Here is a 19,757-nt window from a genome sequence, read left to right as displayed (position 1 = left end):
TGTTCTGGTTGTGCTTATAAGCTAGACTGAGAGGCGCGATGAGCGGACCCTGACTGCGGCGAGCGGTCGTTTGCCATGGGCATACCGCTTATACGTGTGATTTCTCTCAGAGGCTCTCCATGATCGGACGTCGTTTATGCGCGTTCATGTCTATAGCCGTCGCGCTGCTGCACTCTGGCATGGCGATGAGCGAGAGTGCTTGCGATCACCTGACGGCAACCGGCAATGCCGAATACCCTCCCTACTTGTGGCGGGATCCGCACAACCCTAATCAACTCATCGGTGCCAATGCCGACTTGATCAAACACTTGGGGACGCTTTTAGGGCTACAAATCGACGTTATTTACGCAGGCCCCTGGTCACGGGCGCAGGAAGAGGTGAGATCGGGGCGCGTTGATATGCTGGCCGGATATTTTCTGACTACTGATCGTGAGCGGACTCTGGATTTTGTGCGCCCGGCGTTTCTTTTTACGTCCAGCATGATTTGGGTGAGGCAAAACGAAGCATTCCCCTATCACGGATGGTCTGACCTGGTTGGGCACAGTGGCGGAACGCTGGTCAACAACAGCTACGGCCAGGCGTTTGATGATTATGCCAAAGCCAACCTGTCGCTCGAGGCAGTACCCACAGCCAGCCAGGCCTTCCAAAAGCTCATCCTCAAACGCAACGATTTTGTGATTTTCGAGCAGTTCCCTGGACGGGCCCTGACTAAAAAACTGGGCATGGATACTGCCGTAGAGCCTCTTGAGCCACCAATCAGCAGCGAGGGACTTTATCTGGCGCTTTCACGCAACACACAGTGCATTTATCCCGCTCTAAGAAACCGGATAAACGTTGAGATGCAGAAAATAGTATCCAGTCCCCTGCCTCAAGCGCTTGTGCAGTCGAATCTGGAGCTGTGGAGCGAACAGCAGCGGCAGGGGGTGAATCCGTAAGCCATTCGGCCTGCACGAGCTGCTGGCGTCGCCAATTTCCCTGGCGCAGCATCAAGTAACCCGGCCGCGCCAATCGTGCGTTTCAGGCAGCAGACCTGCTGCGCGCAATTCAAACCCCTTCTTTTAGTTGTAGAAATCGCCGCTGATGATCCGGGGTCGGCAACAGGCAAACCTCGTATTTGCCAAACAGGCGATAACGGTTGAGTGCAATGCGGTCGTAAGCCCAATCTCGCAACCACTGCGGAAAAACACGCAAAAGTCGCAGCGTTGGCCATGCTGCCGGTAACAGCGCTACCACTTCGAAGAACGCCTCCGACCGCACCCAATAATGCCGGTCGCGAATGACCGCCATGGTGTCAAAGGCATCCACCGGCAAACCTGCCCAGGCCAGCAAGGCTTGCCCTTCGGTTGACTGCACGGTAGCCAGTCGGACGCGATAACGACGGTCATGACGGATCAAAAACTTCGCCCAGCCGTAACACAGCTTGCAGACACCGTCGAACAGCACCACGGTTTCTCCGGTTTGCAGAAACGGCGCGGAGGCAGGGCGGATCAGAGAGACGGACATTGCAGAGTTCTCTGTAGGCAGCGACTGCAGGCATTTTAGAGCGCGGTAGCGTTGCGTTGCCAGTGGAGGCCGGAGTTGCGCCGCAATCCGCTGACTGCACATCCAATCCAGCAATCGCTACCTTCTTGCACAGAAACAGGGAGCGTTTGTGCCATTAGGTAGCGCCGCCTCTTTCAGTTTTCCCGCTTCTTCACCCTACTTGGACAAACGATGCTATTTGAATCAATTGCTTAGGGTTGTGTTTGATCTGTTGGCACGTATCCTGCTTTTTGTATTCGTGGATAATTGGATACAAAAATACAAAGGGTGCCTTGATGCAATTTGTCCCGACCTATGTTGACCGCCAGCCCCTTACCGCCGAGGAGGAGGCCTACAACTTCCTGCTCAACGCGATCTGCAGCGGCCGCTACCGCAAGGGCGATCGCCTGATTGCCGAGGACATTGCCAGCGAAATCGGCATGAGCCGCATGCCCGTGCGCGAAGCCTTTCGACGCCTCGATGCCCAGGGGCTTGTGACCCTGCGGCCAAACCGTGGCGCGATCGTCAGCGGCCTGGATATCGACGAACTACACGAAGTCTTCGAGATGCGCAGCGCCCTGGAGGGTTTGGCGGTGCGCGTTGCGGTCAGCCGTATTGGCGAGCGCCAACTGGCAGCGCTGGAGCGCTTGTTGGATGAGATGGATGACTACCGCGACGAGAACGCCGCGTGGGTCCGCTGCCACCGCGCCTTCCATGAATATTTGTGCAGCCTCAGCGGTCGCCCGCGCTTGATGAAGCAGATTTCGGCTCTCTACTCACTGGTGGAAGCGCCCATGCGCCTGTGGTTGCAGCACAGCGAAAAACCCATGAGCGCGCATCAGGAACACGCGGTGATCCTCGACGCGATTCGCGCCGGTGACGCCGCCGGTGCCGAAGCTGTGGTGCGCGAACACATCGAAAGCACCGTGCCGCTGCTGATTCAATTTCTGCAATTGGAAAAATAAGAGAGGCGGGTCCGAACCCGCTCGTGTTTAGACGTTGATTCCTGCCCCGTTATTCAACGAACTGGAGTGTCTGGTCATGCATAAACATAGCGCCTTGCTGTTGGTTGCCTCTGTTGGTCTCTGCGCACAATGGGCCGTTGCAGCGCCCCAGGTGCCGGAGCGTCTGCAGAAAGTCGATAAGCTTGTCTACTGCTCAGGAATGGATTCACCGCCCCTGGTGTCCTTCGACGAAGCCCAGAAACCCCGGGGACTCACGGTCGACCTGGGCCTGGAGATTGCCAAGCGCCTGGGCAACAAACAGGTGCAATGGCGGGTGATCCCGTTCTCCGGCCTGGTGCCGGCGCTGCTTGCCCAGCAGTGCGACATGATCGTCGACCAACTGTTCGACAAGCCCGAGCGGCGTCAGGTAATCGATATCGTCAACTACATGTATTCCAGCCAGTCGGTGGTGGTGCCCAAGGGCAACCCGAAAGGCATCAAGACCCTGGACGACCTCTCGGGACATAAGGTCGCGGTGCTCAACGGCTCCACCATCAAGACCCTGCTCGACACTCAGAATGAGAACCTGACCAAGGTCGGCAAGCCAGCGATGAAGCTGGTGGTCTACAACACCGACACCGATGCTTTCCAGGCGCTGCGCATCAGCCAGGCCGACGCCTACGGCACCACCGTGGAAACCGCCGGTTATTACGCAGCGATGGCTCCGGACCTGTTCCAGGAAGGCGTCCCCGCGTTCAGCCGCATCCTCACCGGCCTGGGCATGCGCAAGGATGATCCGCAACTGACCGTCGCCGTGCAGCAGATCATCAGCGACATGCGCAGCGACGGCAGCTATGTGCAATTGCTCAACAAATGGCACGTCAGCAGCGACACACTCGACTGAGGCAAACCCGCGATGAATTTCAATTGGGATGTGTTCTGGCACTACCTGCTGCAGCCCAGCGGGGTGTACCTCACAGGGCTGTGGCTGACCTGCCTGATCAGCGTGCTGGCGATGCTGCTGGGCTGTGCGCTGGGGTTGGCGGCGGCGCTGCTGCGCCTGTCGAAGAACCCGCTGCTGCACCTGCCGGTACGCCTTTACGTGTGGCTGATGCGCGGCACGCCGTTGCTGGTGCAGATCGTGTTTTTGTACACCGCACTGGCAGCGGGCGGGATCTTCCGCTTCGAGGACATCGAGCTGTTCGGCCTGATCATCCCCGGCAACATCCAGGCGGCGATCATTGCCTTGGGCCTCAATGAAGGCGCGTATATGGCCGAGATTATCCGCGCCGGTATCGGCGCGGTGGACAAGGGCCAGTACGAAGCCGGGCGTTCCCTGGGCATGGGCTTTGCCAAGTTGATGCGGCGCATCGTGCTGCCTCAGGCGTTCCGGGTGATCGTGCCGCCGCTTGGCAACGAGTTCAACGTGATGCTCAAGAACACCACGCTGGTCAGCGTGATCGGTGTCCAGGAGTTGCTGCTCAGCACCCAGATGGTCACCTCGGCGACCTTCCGCGTGTTCGAGTTGTACCTCGTGGTCGCCTTGTATTTCCTGACCCTGACCACCCTGTGGGGTTTTTTCCAGCGCTGGCTGGAAAACCGCTTCGGCCAGTCCGACCGTCCCTCTGCGCCGCCGCCCGCAGCCAGTCGTATGTTCGGCCGCAGCACCCTGAAACTGCTGAGGGGACGTTAACCATGGCGCACAAAAGTGACGAGCTGATCATCGAAGCGCTGGATATCCAGAAATCGTTCGGCGCGCTGCAGATCCTCAAGGGCATTTCCCTGCAAGTACGGCGCGGCGAAGTCGTGGTGCTGATCGGCGCCTCCGGCTCTGGCAAGACCACCTTTATCCGCTGCATCAACCTGCTGGAAGACATCCAGGGCGGGCGCATTCGCGTCAATGGCCGGGCCATGGGTTATCGCGAGCGCGCTGACGGCAGTCTGGTGCGCGATTCGGAGCGCAACATTGCCCGCCAGCGCCGCGACATTGGCATGGTGTTCCAGCGCTTCAATTTGTTCCCGCACATGACCGCATTGGAAAACATTATCGAAGCACCGATCCAGGTGCTCGGCGTGCCGCGTGCCGAAGCACTGGAACAGGCGCGCGGTTTGCTGGCGCGGGTTGGCTTGGCGGACAAGGCCAGTCATTACCCGTCGATGCTCTCCGGCGGCCAGCAGCAACGGGTGGCGATCGCGCGTGCTCTGGCGATGAAACCCCAGGCGATGTTGTTCGACGAGCCCACCAGTGCCCTAGACCCGGAAACCGTCGGCGAGGTCTTGCAGGTGATGAAGGAGCTGGCCGAGGAGGGCATGACTATGGTGGTGGTCACCCATGAAATGGGCTTCGCCCGCGAAGTGGCCGACCGCGTGGTGGTGCTCGATCAGGGCGAACTCATCGAGCAAGGGCCGCCGGAACAGATTTTCAGCCATCCCAGCCATCCACGGACCCGGGCGTTTCTCAGCCGCGTGTTATGACCTTTTTTGAAGAGCCTTCGTCATGTTGAAATTTTCTGCTCACGAGTACCCTTATCCGTCGCAGCGCCAGAGCGTGTTTGCCCGTCGCGGCATGGTCGCCGCCTCGCAACCGCTGGCAGCCCAGGCCGGCATGCAGATCATGCACCAGGGTGGCAATGCCATTGATGCCGCCATCGCCACGGCGGCGGCGCTCACCGTCGTTGAGCCCACCGGCTGCGGCCTGGGCGGCGATGCGTTTGCTCTGGTCTGGTGCAAGGGCCAGTTGCACGGCCTGAACGGCAATGGCCATGCACCTGCTGCGTTGAGTGTCGAGGCGGTCAAGGCGGCCGGGCATGCGCAGATGCCGTTGTATGGCTGGACCCCGGTCACCGTGCCCGGTTGCCCATCGGCCTGGGCCGAGCTGTCGCAACGTTTCGGCAAGTTGCCGTTTGCCGATTTGCTGCAGCCGGCCATCAGCCTGGCACGCGACGGTTTTCCGTTGTCGCCGGTGGTCGCCCATCAATGGCAGATCTCCTTGAGCGAATTCAGCCCGCATCGCAACGAAGTGCTGCAAGCCTGGTTCGACACCTTCCTGATCGATGGGCGCGCACCCCGGGCGGGCGAAATTTTCCGCAACCCGGCCCAGGCCCGCACCCTGGAAGAGCTCGCCGCCACCCGCTGCGAAAGCCTGTATCGCGGTGCCCTGGCCGAGCGCCTGGATGCGCATTCGCGCGCCAGCGGCGGCTACCTGCGCGCCAGCGACCTCAAGGATTACCGTGCGCAGTGGGTGGAGCCGATCCACATCAACTACCGTGGCGTCGACGTCTGGGAAATCCCGCCCAGCGGCCAGGGCCTGGTCGCGCTGATGGCGCTGAAGATCCTCGAAGGCTTCAGCTTCGATCACCGTGACAGCCAGCAGACCTGGCATCGCCAGCTGGAAGCCATGAAGCTGGCCTACAGCGACGGCCTGCATTACATCACTGACCCTGCGCACATGCGTGTGGCGGTAGCCGACCTGCTCAGCGACGACTACAGCACTCGTCGCCGTGGCGAGATCGGCGAGCAGGCCCAGGCGCCCAAGCCCGGCGACCCCCATGCCAGCGGCACGGTGTACCTGGCCACGGCAGATGCCGAAGGCAATATGGTCTCGTTCATTCAAAGCAACTACCACGGCTTCGGCTCCGGTGTGGTGCTGCCCGATAGCGGTATCGCCCTGCAGAATCGCGGGCAGGAATTCAGCCTTGATGCGGCCCACGCCAACTGCCTGGCGCCGGGCAAGAAAACCTTCCACACCATCATCCCCGGCTTCCTCACCAAAGACGGGCAGGCCCTTGGCCCGTTCGGCGTGATGGGCGGCTATATGCAGCCCCAGGGTCATGTGCAGATGGTGATGAACCTGGTGGACTTCGGCCTCAACCCCCAGGCGGCCCTGGACGCACCGCGCTGGCAATGGCTGGGCGACATGAAGGTTGGCATCGAACACGGCGCGTCCCGCGACCTGGTCAATGCGCTGGCGCGGCGTGGGCACAAGGTGCAGACCGACAGCGACCTGACCGACTACGGGCGTGGGCAGATCATCCTGCGTGATCCTGTCACTGGTGTGCTGTGCGGCGGTACTGAGCCGCGGGCGGATTCACATATCGCGGCTTGGTAACGGGGGAGCACTATGATGAATAGTGAAATGAACGGGCATGTGGCACTTGTCAGCGGTGCCGGAAGTGAACTTGGAATTGGTATGGCTATTGCTCGCAGGCTGGGTGCATCCGGGGCGAAGTTGATCATCACTGCCAGCAGCAATCGCATCGCGGACCGGGTTGAAGAGCTGCGCCTTGAAGGGTTTGAAGTTGAAGGCCGGCCTGCTGACCTCACCGATGAAAGTCAGGTGCGCGAATTCAGTCTGTGGGCAGAGTCAATCTGGGGACGGGTCGATATTCTGGTGAATAACGCCGGTATGGCCATGCAAGGAAGTCCTGAGATTTTCTCGGAGTTGGCGGCGATGGAGTTGCATGAGTGGAACCTTTCACTGGCCAGAAACCTCACCACAGCTTTTCTTCTGACTCGAGCTGTTTTGCCCGGTATGAAGACGCGAAATTACGGGCGCATTGTCAATATCAGTTCCACCACGGGCACTCGGTGCAGCAATCCGGGCGAAGCCGCTTATAGCGCCGCCAAGGCTGCGATGGTGGGCATGAGCATGGGACTGGCACTTGAAGTCGCCAGGCAAGGAGTCACCGTAAACAGCGTGGCGCCCGGATGGATCACCACGGGATCAACTTCACCCGCTGAAGCAGAGGCGGGGCGCTTCACTCCTATAGGGCGTGCAGGCAGTCCCCGCGAAGTGGCGGCGGCGGTTGCATTTCTGGCGTCTCCTGACGCCAGTTACATCACCGGTGAAGTCCTGGTGGTGGATGGCGGGAATTGTCTGGTCGAGAACAAAGCCCCTCACGAAAACAGGGCGTGTTAATGCTCAAGCCGGCTATTAAGCTTGAATACTTTCCAGCGCGATCAACGAATGGTCCTGGGTAAGTACTATCGTCGCGATTTATAAAGCGCGGTATATCAAAAGCAGAGATAACTTCTTTGCGTCGTATTTGGCTGTCCTTCAGGAACGGAATTTTAACTAATTATTGTAATTAACACAGGATGATCGTCATGTCGAAAAGTGGAATCAGTGAATCAGCGATTGCTGCTTTTACCGTCGCCGAGCGTGCCCGATTTATAGAAAACAACCCCGCTTCAATGGGTCTGGCCAAACGCGCCAAGGCGAATCTGTTCAACGGTGTGCCCATGCACTGGATGAGCGATTGGTCCATGCCTTCGCCACTTTTCGTCAAGCGTGCCAAAGGTGCACGCTTCACCGATGTTGACGATCATGAATACATCGACTTTTGCCTGGGCGACACCGGCACCATGTTTGGCCATTCACCTGATCCTGTTGCCCGTGCCATGGCCGAGCAGGCGAATAATGGCTTGACCACGATGCTGCCTGGCGAAGACGCGGTGGTCTGCGGCGAGTTGCTGGCTCAACGATTCGAGCTGCCTTATTGGCAGGTAACAGCCTCTGCAACTGACGCCAATCGTTATGTTCTGCGTTGGGCGCGCGCGATCACCCAGCGCAACGTTTTGCTGGTGTTCGACGGCTGCTATCACGGCACCGTGGATGACGTGATGGTGCGGTATCGTGACGGCAAAACAGTGCACCGTGCAGGTCTTGTGGGCCAAGCCTACGACTTGGCGCAGTACAGTCGATCCATCCCCTTCAACGATGTCGCCGCACTGCAGGCTGCTTTAGCCCAGGGCGATGTGTGCGCGCTGATGTGCGAGCCGGCGATGACGAACATAGGCATGGTCCTGCCCGATCCGGGCTTCATGCAAAAGTGTCGCGAATTAACGCGCCAGTACGGCAGTTTGTTGATCATCGATGAGACTCACACCATTTCCACGGGTATCGGCGGGTGCACGCGTCAATGGGATTTGGACCCCGACTTTTTCGTGGTGGGTAAACCCATCGCCGGTGGTGTGCCTTGCGCAGTCTTTGGCGTGACCGAGCAAGTCGCGTCAGCAATGAGGAGCGTACAGAAGACCGTTAGCGAAGAGAGCAGTGGGCATGGTCACAGTGGGATGGGGACGACGCTGTCCGCCAACGCGCTGGCGATGCGTTGCATGCGGGCCAATCTCGAAGAAGTCATGACCGAGTCGGCTTACCAGCATATGTTGCACCTGGCATCAGGGCTGGCTGAGGGATTTCGCTATTTGTTCAAGCAGCACCAACTGAACTGGTCGGTAACCGAGTTGGGTGCGCGCTGTGAATTTCAATTCTGTGCCACCCCGCCAAGAACAGGTGCGCAAGCCGAGGCGGCTTTCCATGACAGCCTTCAGATGGCGTTGCACCTGTACCTCATTAATCGCGGAATCCTTATTACGCCTTTTCACAACATGACCCTGTGCTGCCCACAGACCAGTTCATCGGATGTCGACAGGCTGATCGGAGAGTTGGATAACGCGTTAGCCACACTGCTTGCCCTGCCTGGGGCTCGGGTCGCCAGATCATAACTTTGCGTTTGAAAACTTCACGTCTTTCAAATTTCAAATACTGCCAAGTCGCTTGAATGAGCGCTAAGAGGTTTGACATGCAATTTGCTGATAAAAAAGAGGCCGAGGATTATCTGGCCGCCCACCCTGAAGTGTTGGGCATCGAGTTGTTTCTTATTGACGCCAATGGTGTTCCACGGGGCAAACTCTTACATCGCGACGAACTACTGGCGATCTACGAAAACGGCCGGCCGCTGCCAAGTTCTATTCTCGCCTTGACCGTGCAGGGTGAGGACGTAGACGAAACTGGCCTGGTCTGGGATGTCGCGGACGCTGATTGCTGGACCTATCCCTTGCCGGGAAGCCTGACCCTGCAACCCTGGCGCACCAATCCCACCGGTCAAGTGCAGGTGAGCATGCACCCGACCCAGGGGCTTCCCGCTGCGCCCGCCGACCCGCGCCATGTACTGGTGAACGCCATCGAGTTGTTGAAGGCCGATGGATTCCATCCGGTCATGGCCGTTGAGTTGGAGTTTTACCTGCTGGACCAGAAGCGTGACGTCAATGGTCGACCGCAGCCTGCGACGCAAACCAATGGCGTACGCCCTGTTGCTCCGCAGGTTTACGGCGTATACGAACTGGAGCAGGTTCAACCGTTTCTTGATGACCTCTATGCTGCCTGCGCGCTGCAAGGGCTGCCGGTACGTACGGCGATCTCCGAATACGCTCCTGGCCAGCTCGAGTTAACGTTGGAGCATCGTTTCGACGCACTCCAGGCCATCGATGAAGGTGTACGTTACAAACGCCTGGTCAAAGGTGTGGCCAACAAGCATGGGCTGCAAGCATGCTTCATGGCCAAGCCATTCAGCGATCAGGCCGGTAGCGGTCTGCACCTGCACGTCAGCCTGGCCGACGAGCAGGGTAACAACCTGTATGCGAGCGAAGACCCCCAGGGCACGCCGCTGTTGCGTCACTCCATTGGCGGGATGATGGCGACCTTGTTTGACTCGCTGGCGATATTTTGCCCCCATGCCAACTCATATCGCAGGTTCCAGACCGGCAGTTACGCGCCGCTGGCCAAAAGTTGGGGTGTCAACAATCGTACTGTTTCATTCCGCGTGCCCGGCGGCCCCGCGATAAGTCGGCACATCGAACACCGCATTTGCGGTGCCGATGCCAACCCCTATCTCGCCGCCGCCGCAGTACTTGCGGGCATTCACTACGGCATCACTCAGCAAAGCGATCCCGGCGCGGCGATTGTGGGCAACGGCTATGAACAGGCGACCGATTTTCTACCCACAGACTGGCTGACAGCGTTGCAGGCACTGGAACGTTCAACCTGGGCACGCGAGGCATTGGGCGCTGAATTCCTCAAGGTGTTCCTGGCGATCAAGTGGCGCGAGTTGCGTCAATTCAATGCTGAGGTCGGAGAGCAGGACTGGCGCTGGTATCTCACTCACGCATGAGTGTTGTGCCGTCGGCATCACCGTGCTGGCGGCATAGGAGATCGATAGCCGCGGTTCGATGCGAACGGTTGCCTCAGTCCAAAGATGTACTGGGGTTATACAAAAAACAAAAAATCTGTACAGCCTTGTATAAAGATATCCGTTTCAGCGCCGATAAAATCTATGAACCGTTTTAATGATGCAGAAGACCTGATTGGCCGAGGGCCAGACACAGCCAAGCATTGGACAAAATGGACCGTTCTCACCTGCGAACCACCTACCAGATGTCCCATTCCGCGCTGTGAGCACTCCATGAATGTCCTGATTCCAACCTTGTGCCTGGCTAACCCATTACGCTTTTCCATTAAGTTTGGTGTGCTCGCCGTCATCGTCCCGATCCCTCTGGTTTTGCAGGATACCCGCGTCACCCGTCAGATGCTTACACGCTTCCATAACTGCCAGGGAAGGGCTCATTTCAGGACTTAACCCATGCTCAATAAACTAAGCATTTCGCAAAAGTTGTATTTAAGCTTCCTCGTTATCGTAGTGCTGATCGGTATGTTGGTGGTCAGCGCTTATCGAGGCTTTGAGCAGGTCGAAGAGGCGACCAAGAGCAATGTTCATAGTTATGAAGTGCTGAGCGGAGCTCAGGTGGCGCTTGAGCAACTGATCAATATTGAAACCGGCATGCGTGGCTTTGCCATATCGTCGAAAGATACGTTTCTGGAGCCGACGATTGCGGGAGAGAAACGCTTTGTTGAAGTTTTCAACTCGCTCAAAAGCTTGACGGCGGATAATGCGCAGCAACAACAACGCCTGGCCTTATTGGGTGAAACTCAAAAGCGCTGGATCGATGAAGACGTTCACTCGATTATTGCCCAGCGCCGAGATTTGACTCAGCGTAATGTACCTGATGAAGAACTGACCAAGCGTATTACATCGGGCGCTGACAAAGCCAAAATGGACAGTATGCGCGCTGTATTGTCCGAGATATCTGCCGCTGAGACCAAACTGCTTAATACAAGAAGCCAGGAAATGGCAGACGCCAAGCATCTCGCGCTGTTGATCCTGCTTTGGGGAGGCCTTGTCGCGGCGGTTCTGTCTGTCATTCTGGCCACCTCGTTGGGTCGAAGCACCACGGCACGTCTGCAACTGGCAATAGACGCCGCGACGGCGATTGCCAACGGCAAACTCGATACCGTGATCGATACCAGCAGCCACGACGAGTTGCCCAAAGCCTTCGACCGCATGCAGATCCGCCTGCGGGAAATGATTCAACAGATCAGTCAGGCCGCCCATCAACTGGTCATCGCCGTGCAGCAAATTTCAGGGGCATCCGAGCAACTTTCCGGGGCTATCCAAGAACAATCAACGTCGGCATCAATGATGGCAGCCACCGTGGAAGAACTCACGGTCAGTATTCACCACGTCTCCGAAAATGCGGATGAGGCCCACAAGTTGGCTACCCGCTCAGGTCAGCAATCGAGCGACGGTGCACAGGTCATCGAAAATACCCTGTCCAGCATGATGGGCATTGCCAAGACGGTGCAGCTTTCCTCGACGCAGGTCGCCGGTCTGGGTCAGCACTCGGAGCAAATCTCCTCGATTATCAGTGTTATCCAGGGCATCGCTGATCAGACCAATCTGCTGGCACTCAATGCCGCAATTGAGGCTGCTCGCGCGGGCGAACAGGGTCGCGGGTTTGCCGTGGTAGCCGATGAGGTGCGCCTGTTGGCGCAGAACACAGGCAAATCGACCAAGGAAATCGCCAGCATGATCGAGAAAATTCAGCTCGGCGTTCGGGACACCGTTGAAAGCATGCGCAGCGGCGTTCAAGAAGTGGATCATGGCGTGGAAATGGCAGGTACTGCCGGTCGTGCCATTGTCGAGATCCGCGACAGCTCAGGCAAAGTCCTGAACGTGGTCGATCAAATTTCGCTTGCCTTGCGTGAACAAACTGCGGCGAGCCAGGATGTTGCTCGCAATGTAGAGCGCTCGGCGCAGATGGCTGAACAAAATAATATGTCCGTCCAGGAATTGCTCAAAACGAGCGGCGGATTGAAAAACCTTGCCACCAGCCTGCAGCTTGAAGTGAGCAAGTTTCAGTTGTAGGAGCGGTTCATAAAACCATCAAGTCTGATCCTGCGCTGAAGCGGAGCAATGGAGCTATGGCGACGCAGCAGGCGAATGAAATCAGAGATGTGTTGTCGCATTGTTGGCAACTGACGGAGTTGTGCAAGACGAGATCCCCAGCGCTTGAATCGATACGCAAACGTTGGCATAGCCGTCTGACCGTCCCAACAATCAAGACGATGGAGTAGTCTCTGTGATGTCGATATTGACCCAGGCAAGCCGACACGCCCTGAAGCTCGGTGTACTCGCTGTGGCACTACCGCTCTGTGGTTGTGTTGGCCTTTTGATTAAAGACCCGCACGAAACAGCCCAGTCGTGGGTGGGCTATAACGTTAATTCATTGTTGCAACAATGGGGGACGCCGCGCACGCCGTCTTTCCGGGACGGCGATGAAACCGGGTATTACTGGGACTTCGGCACCAACGGTAGTTACGTCAATACCACTCATCAAGAGGCTATGGGCCAAGACGGCAATGGCCAGATGGTCATGGGTGAAGTTGCGGGCGGCTACTACCAGCAACCGATCAGTTTTTGTGAGCTGACCTTCTACACCAACAGTGTTGGGACGATCACGCGATACGTTCTAAAAGAGTATGACCACAACCAATGTGCGCGATATGTGAACAGTTGGGGCGGCTCTACCAAAAGCGGTCTTTTTTAAAGCGATTGGCGCTTGATTATTATCTATGGGGTTGTCCCATAGCCTTGCGTCTACGGGGTTTGCGTTGTTGCAGATCCTGGGCAGGAGCGAAATTCTCCATCCATACGGAATCCCTCCATGTATCTGCGTTCAAGCCTGTTGTGCCTGTGCCTGTTCAGCGGTGTGAGCCAGGCTGCTGTTAACTGTTCTGCCCTGGCGCAAAAGATCTCGGGCACGGTGCCTGAGTTTCATCCGGTCTTGCAAGGCGAGGTGATTGGCACTGGACGTGTGCATTTCCATTTAGCGCCGGATGAAGCCTGTGCCAACAAGAAGATCTTCGTCGTTCCAGGTGATGCCGTCACCATTTACTCCATTCTTGAAGACCAGTCATGGCTGGAAGTGAACTTCGTCGCCAAGGATGGCGAGGACTATACCGGTTGGGTAAAGGCAGACCGGATCAAGAAGGGTGTGCCTTATGGGGCGCCGCCTGACGGGGGATGATGCGTCGGTGGGAAGGGCAGCGATAGAGCCTGAGGCTCCATCGCGTGGCTACGGCGGGCATTCATCAAGAGGTCGGCTTCAGTCGCCATTGTCCTCGGGTTTGAGGCCCATCGAGTACTCCTCAATATCCTCGCCATTGACCCATCCGGTGGCACAGTCGCCCGTGTAGTGACCATTCGGTTTGAGCGTGCATGGGGTGCCGCTGACCGGGCGTTTCCATTCGATTTTCGCGTCGGCGCCCTCGCACAGTTCGTTACCCTTGCAGAGCTTCACGGTGCGAGTCGGCACAGCCATGACCAGTGCGCGCACCAGGACCCCTTCCTTGCGTTGCATACCTATCAGGCAGAGCAGCTGGTTCACGCCGACGTGTGCGACGGGTTTGCCCGCAGACGGCTTGAAGCTGTCTTCGAGCGTGACACCGTTGTCCGAGCCAACGGCGCCGAATGACATGTTCGATGTGCAGTCGTCACCGGCATCGATCGCCGTGCCATCGATGGTGCAGGCGGTATTGCCATGCGTGTCGTCGGCGCAGGTCACCACAGAACCGGGTGACGATGCCCGTAGCAGGGTCTGCACGGCGTGCGCATTGCCTGGCGCGGCTGAAGCTGTCGACGTCATCAGTAGCAGAGCTGCGGCCAGCAGCCATCCAGAGGCGCTCGTGGTCAGAAAGCACATCGGCGATGCGGCTTGGGCAAGCGTAAGCTTTTCGGACACGCTGGTCTTGCGGGCGATCTTGTTGAACGAGGGATAGATCCGGGCGATGAACTGTTGTGGTGTCGACATTACCTTGCTCCTTGGGTACGGCGATCAGCGGGCGTGCAGGCGGCCTGGCGGTGTAGTGTTGCCTTACCGCCACACACGCCCTGGATCAGCTGGTTGGTCGAATAAGCGAAGCTATTCCATGGCCTCAGCCACGCCTTGATCTTCACCGAGAAACCCGCCGCTCTGGTGATGCCACAGGCGCGCATAGATGCCGTTCCTGGCGAGCAATTCGCTGTGGGTGCCTTGTTCGATAATGCGTCCGTCATCCATGACGATAAGCCGGTCCATGGCCGCAATCGTGGACAGGCGATGGGCGATGGCAATCACTGTCTTGCCTTGCATCATTTCATCAAGGCTCTCCTGAATGGCCACTTCGACTTCTGAGTCCAGCGCGCTGGTGGCCTCGTCAAGCAGCAGGATCGGCGCATTCTTGAGCATCACCCGGGCAATGGCGATACGTTGGCGCTGGCCGCCCGACAGCTTGATACCACGCTCACCCACCAGCGTGTCGTAGCCGGAGTGGCCCTGCTTGTCGCTCAGTTGGCTGATGAACCGATCGGCCTGGGCATCGGCCGCCGCTTGATGAATTTGTTCGTCGGTTGCATCCGGGCGGCCATAGGCGATGTTGTCGCGAATGGAGCGGTGCAGCAGGGAAGTATCCTGAGTGACCATGCCGATGACACTGCGCAGGCTGTCCTGGGTGACGTGCGCGATGTTTTGCCCGTCGATGCGAATCTCGCCCTTGTCCACGTCATAGAAGCGCAGCAGCAGGTTGATGAGCGTGGATTTACCGGCGCCGGAGCGGCCCACCAGACCGATTTTTTCGCCTGGGCGGATGCTCAGGCTCAGGCTGTCGAGCACCTGACGTTCGCCGTTGTAATTGAAGCTCACATTGTCGAAGGTCACCGCGCCACCGGTGGTAAGCAGCACGCCAGCATCCGGCGCATCCTGCACCTTGGGGCCGCGGGTCAGCGTCTCCATGCCATCCTGGACCGTGCCGATATTCTCGAACAGAGAGGTCATCTGCCACATGATCCAGTGCGACATGCCATTGATGCGCAACGCCATGGCGGTAATCGCCGCCACCGCACCCGTGCCGACTTCGCCCTGATGCCACAGCCACAGGGCATAACCGCCCGCGCCCATGATCAAGGCCACCACCAGTGCCTGGTTGACGATCTCGAACTGGCTGACCAGGCGCATCTGGCGAAAGCCGGTGTGCTTGAAATCCTCCATGGCAGCGCGGGCAAAGTGCGCTTCACGCTTGGAGTGGGAGAACAGCTTCACCGTGGTGATATTGGTGTAGGCATCCGAGATACGCCCGGTCATCGATGACCGCGCATTGGCCTGTTCCTGCCCGATTTTGCCCAGTCGCGGCACGAAATACGCCATGGCCAGACCGAACAGTGCTACCCAGGCAATGAAAGGCAGCATCAGTTTCAAGTCGAAGCCGCCCGCCAGTGCAATGATCGCGATGAAGTACACCCCGATCCCGGGGGCGATCTCGATAATGGTGAACAGCACTTCGCGCACGGACAGCGCCGTCTGCATCACCTTGGTGGTGACCCGGCCGGAGAACTCATCGGAGAAGAACGAAAGGCTCTGGCGCAGCATGAGTCGATGGAAATCCCAGCGCAGCCGCAGCGGCAGGTTAATTGCCAGTACCTGGTGCTGTACCATCGTACGCAAGGCGACCAGCCCGATACTGGTCAGCAATACGATGCCGATGCCCCACAGCACGCGACTTTCCTGCGCGGCGCCATCACCGCCGGCCTGCCAGGTCGATAGCAGGTCCACGACCTGCCCGAGAAAAGAAAACAGCCAGGCTTCGTAGATCGACACGCCGCCAGCGAGTAGCGCGAGGGCAAGGACGTAACCACGGGCGCCCCGCGTACAGGCCCAGAGAAATCGCGCAAGACCGTCGGGCGGCGGCGGTACTTCGTCAGGCGGGAAGGGGTCGAGCCATTGTTCAAACTTGCCAAGCATAGTGATCTCCAAAACGATCCAGTGAGGAGATTCTGACATTTATAGATTGCTTGAAGGGTTTTTCAGGTGCTTAAGCTGTTGCGGTCACCACTGTTCTTGAGCCTCCTTTTGCTCAAATCGCGCAAGGCGTCACCTTTGCAAAGTGGTTCAGGAGAGCTTGGGCCGTTTGCAACCCGAAGCGAGCCTGTGCTCAGCTCGCTGGCCTGGAATGCCTACCGCATGACCTGCGCCGTCGGGTTATCAAAAAAACCGGCCGATTGCGCAAAATCAACGAATCTTTTGTTCGCTAAAGACAGATATTCGTTGGCTCTCCAGCACAATCTAAAACTCATCACCTGTGCGGGTTTGAACGGTATCCCGACAATACCTGACTCGCTTTGCTGCACGGAGCGCAGCAGTGTAGAAATCCCCATGCCGTCATAAGTTGCCTTGGTGACCAGCGAGACAAAGTTGCTTTGCAGCGCAATGCGGTAGCTGACTCCGGCGGCTTCGCAAAACGAGTCCAATAAAAAACGCTGCAAAAACGATTGATCGAATACGACCATTTCTGCGTCCTGCAGGTGGTGTGGCTCCAGAAAAGGCTCGCCGGCCAACGCGTGATCCGGTGCCATGCACAGCACCATTTCATCGGTGCCCAACAGGACTGAATCCCAGGCACTGCCGACCCGTCGAGCTTCCAGCAGGGCGACGTCGATTTCGCGATTCTCCAGCAACCGGCCGATCTCATCGGCGCTCCCTTCAATCACGGTCATGGTGATGCCTGGGTATTCCTGACGAAAGCTGCCCAGCAACGTCGGAATATATTTGATGCCGAACATCGGCGGCACACCGAGCTTTATTTCGCCGCTGATCAGTTGCGACATGTCACGCAGTTCCTGCCGGGCCATGTCCAGTTCCAGCAGTGCTGTTTCAACTCGCCTGAGAAAACACTGCCCTTCGGCCGTTACCGTGATTTGCCTGGCAGCACGGTTGAACAGTACGACCCCTAACTCTTCTTCAAGCCGGGTGACCGCCATGCTCAGCGCAGGCTGAGCGATGTGCAGGGTCTGTGCGGCCTTGGTGAAACTGCCTTGGCGTGCAATCTCGACGCAGCATTTCAACGCTTTCAGATTCATCGGCAATCGCCCTGGTGGTCAGTAACAACTCATCACAATTTGTGATGAAAATGATCATAACAATATATTTCACATATCTGTCCAGCGTTTTTAGTATGGCGCCACACCATCAAATATCACCGGCGTTCCGTGCGCATGGACGGTCAGGACACACCTCATATGAAGATTGCATTCGTTGGTCTGGGGCAGATGGGCCGGCCCATGGCGAGCAATTTGCTGCGCGTTTGCCCGGGCCTGTTGGTGAACACTCCCAGTGGTCGGGGTTATCCAGAGCTTGAGGCGCTGGGCGCTGTACCCACTGATGATCGTCGGGCGTTGGCGAGCAGCGACATCGTCTTCCTGTCATTGCCGAACGAAGAGGTCGTCGAGGCCTTTTTATTCGGGGCCGAGGGTATCGCCCAATGGATGCGGCCCGGCAGCACTGTCGTGGACACCAGCACCATTGGTTACAGGCAGACAGTCGAGTTGACTGAGCGCCTGGCCGTCAGGGATATCCGCTTTATGGACGCGCCGGTTTCCGGGATGGAGGCGCGCGCGGTCGAGGGCACACTCACGGCCATGTGCGGCGGCAGTGAACAGGTATTCGATGACATTGCGCCTTACCTGCGATCCATGGCTTCAACGCTCCTGCATATGGGCACCAACGGTACAGGGCAACTGGCCAAGCTGATCAATCAACTGCTGTTTGATATCAACTGCGCTGCGCTCGCCGAGATTCTGCCGATGGCGGTAAAGCTCGGTCTTGATGCCGAAAAGGTTGCTGCGATTGTCAACAGCGGGACAGGGCGCAGTTACGCCTCGGAGTTTTTCCTGCCGCATATCCTCGCCGACCGGTTCGGCAACGGCTATCCCATGAAGCACGCCTACAAGGACCTCGTCAGCGGTGCGCAACTGAGTACCGGGCTGTGCATTCCGCTGCCGATGCTGGCGGCCGCCACCGCGACTTACCAAACGGCGTTATTGCAAGGCCATGGCGACAGCGACAAGGGCGCAATGATCAAGGTCTATGAGCACCTGCTGGGCGTCAGCTTCCGCGCTCATCCTGCGCCGTAATCGGCTGCGGCAGCTGCTTTTTGATAATCCGATTCAGTCATCAGAGCATTCATTTTGACCTCATCATTTGCGCAAAACATACCGGCGACGCTGATCCCCAGGGACGGCTACGTGCCTGATACCGGAGATAGACATGACTGACACCCTATTTGATCCTGTCGCCACGGCGTCAATCCTTGCCGGAGCCTGGGCCAGCGGTGAGCTGATGACTGCGCTTCCTGTCGAGGCAAAACCCGAAACGCTGGAGCAGGGGTATGACGCCCAGGATGCGTTTTTCACCTCGGCAGGAGGCACGCGCGCTGGCTGGAAGCTGGGGGTCGGCAGCCCTGCTGCCATGCGCAACGGCAATCTGTCGCGGCCGCTGATTGGTCAGTTGCAGCGATCCCGTCTCCACGCCAGCGGAATTCACCTGAACCTGCCTGCTGATTCGCCGGTGACCATCGAGTGCGAGATCGCGTTCGTGCTAGACCGCGACCTGCCACCGCTGGCAGGGAGAACGATCGATCCGCAAGACATACGTAGCACCTGCGTAACCTTCGAGGTGGTGCGTTCTCGTTTTGTTGACCGAAAAGTCGTCGGCTGGCCGAGCTTCGCAGCAGACAACGTAGGCTTTGAAGCCCTCGTGGTTGGCCAGTCGATTTGTGAAGGTCTTGACCTGGAGGCGCTGGCTGAGCTGGCGCGCACGGCGGTTGTGTCCCTCAATGGCAGCCCCAAGGCCAAGGGGTTGTCGGGTGACGCGGCGACCGATCCACTGGCTTCACTCGCTGCCCTATACAGCCATGCCGCCGAGCGTGGCGTGACACTTCGTGCGGGCGACATTGTTTCCACGGGAGCGATGTGCGCGCCGTTCGATATCCAGGGTACAGGTCATACATTGTCCGTCACTTATTTCGGCAAGACCTTGACCTTCTCCATTTGAATTTTGCCTCTGGGGTGAATGCACGACGGATCTGAAACTAAAGCGCGGTATCTGCCGGACAACAATTGCCGGTGGGTTCACGCGCTGTGACCCGTATCGAGCCAACGAGAGTTTTCTCTCTCTCAGATTCGTCAAAAGCCTTCGCTCGCCGCTCTTAATGAACTGCCCGTCGAAAAGCCTTGTATAGGTATAACGGCCCCTGCGGCTGAGCTGCACTAGCTACCGATCTCTAACCGGATCCGCCTGGCATTG

General features: G+C 58.1%; 18 protein-coding genes. 14 read left to right on the top strand and 4 right to left on the bottom strand.

Annotation, left to right across the window (positions count from 1 at the left end):
- Positions 1-146: 146 nt before the first annotated feature.
- Positions 147-935 carry a substrate-binding periplasmic protein gene (locus AC1Z24_RS19900; protein ID WP_483746670.1) on the top strand — a complete coding sequence of 263 codons (789 nt, stop codon included), beginning with the start codon at positions 147-149 and terminating at the stop codon, positions 933-935.
- 109 nt (positions 936-1,044) lie between these two features.
- On the opposite strand, the gene AC1Z24_RS19895 is transcribed toward AC1Z24_RS19900, so the two are convergent.
- Positions 1,045-1,503, bottom strand: coding sequence for a thiol-disulfide oxidoreductase DCC family protein (locus AC1Z24_RS19895; protein ID WP_483742339.1), 459 nt, complete (start codon positions 1,501-1,503; stop codon positions 1,045-1,047).
- Between the two features lie 314 nt (positions 1,504-1,817).
- Here AC1Z24_RS19895 and AC1Z24_RS19890 point away from each other — a divergent pair, with 314 nt between their 5' ends.
- The 11 genes from AC1Z24_RS19890 (at position 1,818) to AC1Z24_RS19840 (ending at position 13,670) form a co-directional block, all read left to right on the top strand.
- Positions 1,818-2,486: a GntR family transcriptional regulator gene (locus AC1Z24_RS19890; protein ID WP_483742338.1), complete on the top strand. Its 669-nt coding sequence runs from the start codon at positions 1,818-1,820 to the stop codon at positions 2,484-2,486.
- Between the two features lie 76 nt (positions 2,487-2,562).
- Complete coding sequence (locus AC1Z24_RS19885; protein ID WP_483742337.1) at positions 2,563-3,369, top strand: ABC transporter substrate-binding protein; 807 nt, start codon at positions 2,563-2,565, stop codon at positions 3,367-3,369.
- A 12-nt stretch (positions 3,370-3,381) separates the two neighbouring features.
- Positions 3,382-4,158 carry an amino acid ABC transporter permease gene (locus AC1Z24_RS19880; protein WP_483742336.1) on the top strand — a complete coding sequence of 259 codons (777 nt, stop codon included), beginning with the start codon at positions 3,382-3,384 and terminating at the stop codon, positions 4,156-4,158.
- 2 nt (positions 4,159-4,160) lie between these two features.
- Positions 4,161-4,940: an amino acid ABC transporter ATP-binding protein gene (locus AC1Z24_RS19875; RefSeq protein WP_483742335.1), complete on the top strand. Its 780-nt coding sequence runs from the start codon at positions 4,161-4,163 to the stop codon at positions 4,938-4,940.
- 22 nt (positions 4,941-4,962) lie between these two features.
- Complete coding sequence (locus AC1Z24_RS19870) at positions 4,963-6,573, top strand: gamma-glutamyltransferase family protein (RefSeq protein WP_483742334.1); 1,611 nt, start codon at positions 4,963-4,965, stop codon at positions 6,571-6,573.
- Positions 6,574-6,588: 15 nt separating this feature from the next.
- Positions 6,589-7,383 (top strand): SDR family NAD(P)-dependent oxidoreductase, encoded by a 795-nt coding sequence (locus AC1Z24_RS19865; RefSeq protein WP_483742333.1) that lies wholly within the window; start codon positions 6,589-6,591, stop codon positions 7,381-7,383.
- Between the two features lie 188 nt (positions 7,384-7,571).
- Complete coding sequence (locus tag AC1Z24_RS19860; protein ID WP_483742332.1) at positions 7,572-8,972, top strand: aspartate aminotransferase family protein; 1,401 nt, start codon at positions 7,572-7,574, stop codon at positions 8,970-8,972.
- Positions 8,973-9,049: 77 nt separating this feature from the next.
- The gene (locus tag AC1Z24_RS19855; protein ID WP_483742331.1) at positions 9,050-10,417 is read left to right on the top strand and encodes a glutamine synthetase family protein; all 1,368 of its coding nucleotides are present in this window, start codon (positions 9,050-9,052) and stop codon (positions 10,415-10,417) included.
- A gap of 468 nt (positions 10,418-10,885) precedes the next feature.
- A complete protein-coding gene (locus AC1Z24_RS19850; protein ID WP_483742330.1) occupies positions 10,886-12,508 on the top strand; it encodes a methyl-accepting chemotaxis protein in 1,623 nt (540 codons plus the stop codon).
- A gap of 217 nt (positions 12,509-12,725) precedes the next feature.
- The gene (locus AC1Z24_RS19845) at positions 12,726-13,190 is read left to right on the top strand and encodes a hypothetical protein (protein WP_483742329.1); all 465 of its coding nucleotides are present in this window, start codon (positions 12,726-12,728) and stop codon (positions 13,188-13,190) included.
- A 117-nt stretch (positions 13,191-13,307) separates the two neighbouring features.
- The gene (locus tag AC1Z24_RS19840) at positions 13,308-13,670 is read left to right on the top strand and encodes an SH3 domain-containing protein (protein ID WP_483742328.1); all 363 of its coding nucleotides are present in this window, start codon (positions 13,308-13,310) and stop codon (positions 13,668-13,670) included.
- Positions 13,671-13,748: 78 nt separating this feature from the next.
- Here the strand turns inward: AC1Z24_RS19840 and AC1Z24_RS19835 are convergent, their stop codons facing one another.
- The 3 genes from AC1Z24_RS19835 to AC1Z24_RS19825 all read right to left on the bottom strand — a co-directional run bounded on the left by AC1Z24_RS19835 (position 13,749) and on the right by AC1Z24_RS19825 (position 17,533).
- Positions 13,749-14,453 (bottom strand): hypothetical protein, encoded by a 705-nt coding sequence (locus AC1Z24_RS19835; RefSeq protein ID WP_483742327.1) that lies wholly within the window; start codon positions 14,451-14,453, stop codon positions 13,749-13,751.
- 111 nt (positions 14,454-14,564) lie between these two features.
- A complete protein-coding gene (locus AC1Z24_RS19830) occupies positions 14,565-16,418 on the bottom strand; it encodes an ABC transporter ATP-binding protein (protein WP_483742326.1) in 1,854 nt (617 codons plus the stop codon).
- 212 nt (positions 16,419-16,630) lie between these two features.
- Entirely contained in the window at positions 16,631-17,533 is a 903-nt protein-coding gene (locus tag AC1Z24_RS19825; protein ID WP_483742325.1) for a LysR family transcriptional regulator, read from the bottom strand.
- A gap of 135 nt (positions 17,534-17,668) precedes the next feature.
- Here AC1Z24_RS19825 and AC1Z24_RS19820 point away from each other — a divergent pair, with 135 nt between their 5' ends.
- Both AC1Z24_RS19820 and AC1Z24_RS19815 read left to right on the top strand, forming a co-directional pair.
- A complete protein-coding gene (locus AC1Z24_RS19820; RefSeq protein ID WP_483742324.1) occupies positions 17,669-18,586 on the top strand; it encodes an NAD(P)-dependent oxidoreductase in 918 nt (305 codons plus the stop codon).
- Between the two features lie 133 nt (positions 18,587-18,719).
- Positions 18,720-19,505 (top strand): 2-keto-4-pentenoate hydratase, encoded by a 786-nt coding sequence (locus AC1Z24_RS19815; RefSeq protein WP_483742323.1) that lies wholly within the window; start codon positions 18,720-18,722, stop codon positions 19,503-19,505.
- Positions 19,506-19,757: the final 252 nt, after the last annotated feature.

The sequence above is a fragment of the Pseudomonas sp. JL23 genome (assembly GCF_056933585.1).
The sequence above is the reverse complement of the archived record's forward strand: the minus strand, read 5'-3'. Positions and strand labels throughout refer to the sequence as shown.

Excerpts from the sequence above, each read along its gene's own strand:
- AC1Z24_RS19900 (WP_483746670.1), top strand. The coding sequence starts at position 147 with ATGTCTATAGCCGTCGCGCTGCTGCACTCTGGCATGGCGATGAGCGAG.
- AC1Z24_RS19895 (WP_483742339.1), bottom strand. The coding sequence starts at position 1,503 with ATGTCCGTCTCTCTGATCCGCCCTGCCTCCGCGCCGTTTCTGCAAACC.
- AC1Z24_RS19890 (WP_483742338.1), top strand. The coding sequence starts at position 1,818 with ATGCAATTTGTCCCGACCTATGTTGACCGCCAGCCCCTTACCGCCGAG.
- AC1Z24_RS19885 (WP_483742337.1), top strand. The coding sequence starts at position 2,563 with ATGCATAAACATAGCGCCTTGCTGTTGGTTGCCTCTGTTGGTCTCTGC.
- AC1Z24_RS19880 (WP_483742336.1), top strand. The coding sequence starts at position 3,382 with ATGAATTTCAATTGGGATGTGTTCTGGCACTACCTGCTGCAGCCCAGC.
- AC1Z24_RS19875 (WP_483742335.1), top strand. The coding sequence starts at position 4,161 with ATGGCGCACAAAAGTGACGAGCTGATCATCGAAGCGCTGGATATCCAG.
- AC1Z24_RS19870 (WP_483742334.1), top strand. The coding sequence starts at position 4,963 with ATGTTGAAATTTTCTGCTCACGAGTACCCTTATCCGTCGCAGCGCCAG.
- AC1Z24_RS19865 (WP_483742333.1), top strand. The coding sequence starts at position 6,589 with ATGAATAGTGAAATGAACGGGCATGTGGCACTTGTCAGCGGTGCCGGA.
- AC1Z24_RS19860 (WP_483742332.1), top strand. The coding sequence starts at position 7,572 with ATGTCGAAAAGTGGAATCAGTGAATCAGCGATTGCTGCTTTTACCGTC.
- AC1Z24_RS19855 (WP_483742331.1), top strand. The coding sequence starts at position 9,050 with ATGCAATTTGCTGATAAAAAAGAGGCCGAGGATTATCTGGCCGCCCAC.
- AC1Z24_RS19850 (WP_483742330.1), top strand. The coding sequence starts at position 10,886 with ATGCTCAATAAACTAAGCATTTCGCAAAAGTTGTATTTAAGCTTCCTC.
- AC1Z24_RS19845 (WP_483742329.1), top strand. The coding sequence starts at position 12,726 with ATGTCGATATTGACCCAGGCAAGCCGACACGCCCTGAAGCTCGGTGTA.
- AC1Z24_RS19840 (WP_483742328.1), top strand. The coding sequence starts at position 13,308 with ATGTATCTGCGTTCAAGCCTGTTGTGCCTGTGCCTGTTCAGCGGTGTG.
- AC1Z24_RS19835 (WP_483742327.1), bottom strand. The coding sequence starts at position 14,453 with ATGTCGACACCACAACAGTTCATCGCCCGGATCTATCCCTCGTTCAAC.
- AC1Z24_RS19830 (WP_483742326.1), bottom strand. The coding sequence starts at position 16,418 with ATGCTTGGCAAGTTTGAACAATGGCTCGACCCCTTCCCGCCTGACGAA.
- AC1Z24_RS19825 (WP_483742325.1), bottom strand. The coding sequence starts at position 17,533 with ATGAATCTGAAAGCGTTGAAATGCTGCGTCGAGATTGCACGCCAAGGC.
- AC1Z24_RS19820 (WP_483742324.1), top strand. The coding sequence starts at position 17,669 with ATGGACGGTCAGGACACACCTCATATGAAGATTGCATTCGTTGGTCTG.
- AC1Z24_RS19815 (WP_483742323.1), top strand. The coding sequence starts at position 18,720 with ATGACTGACACCCTATTTGATCCTGTCGCCACGGCGTCAATCCTTGCC.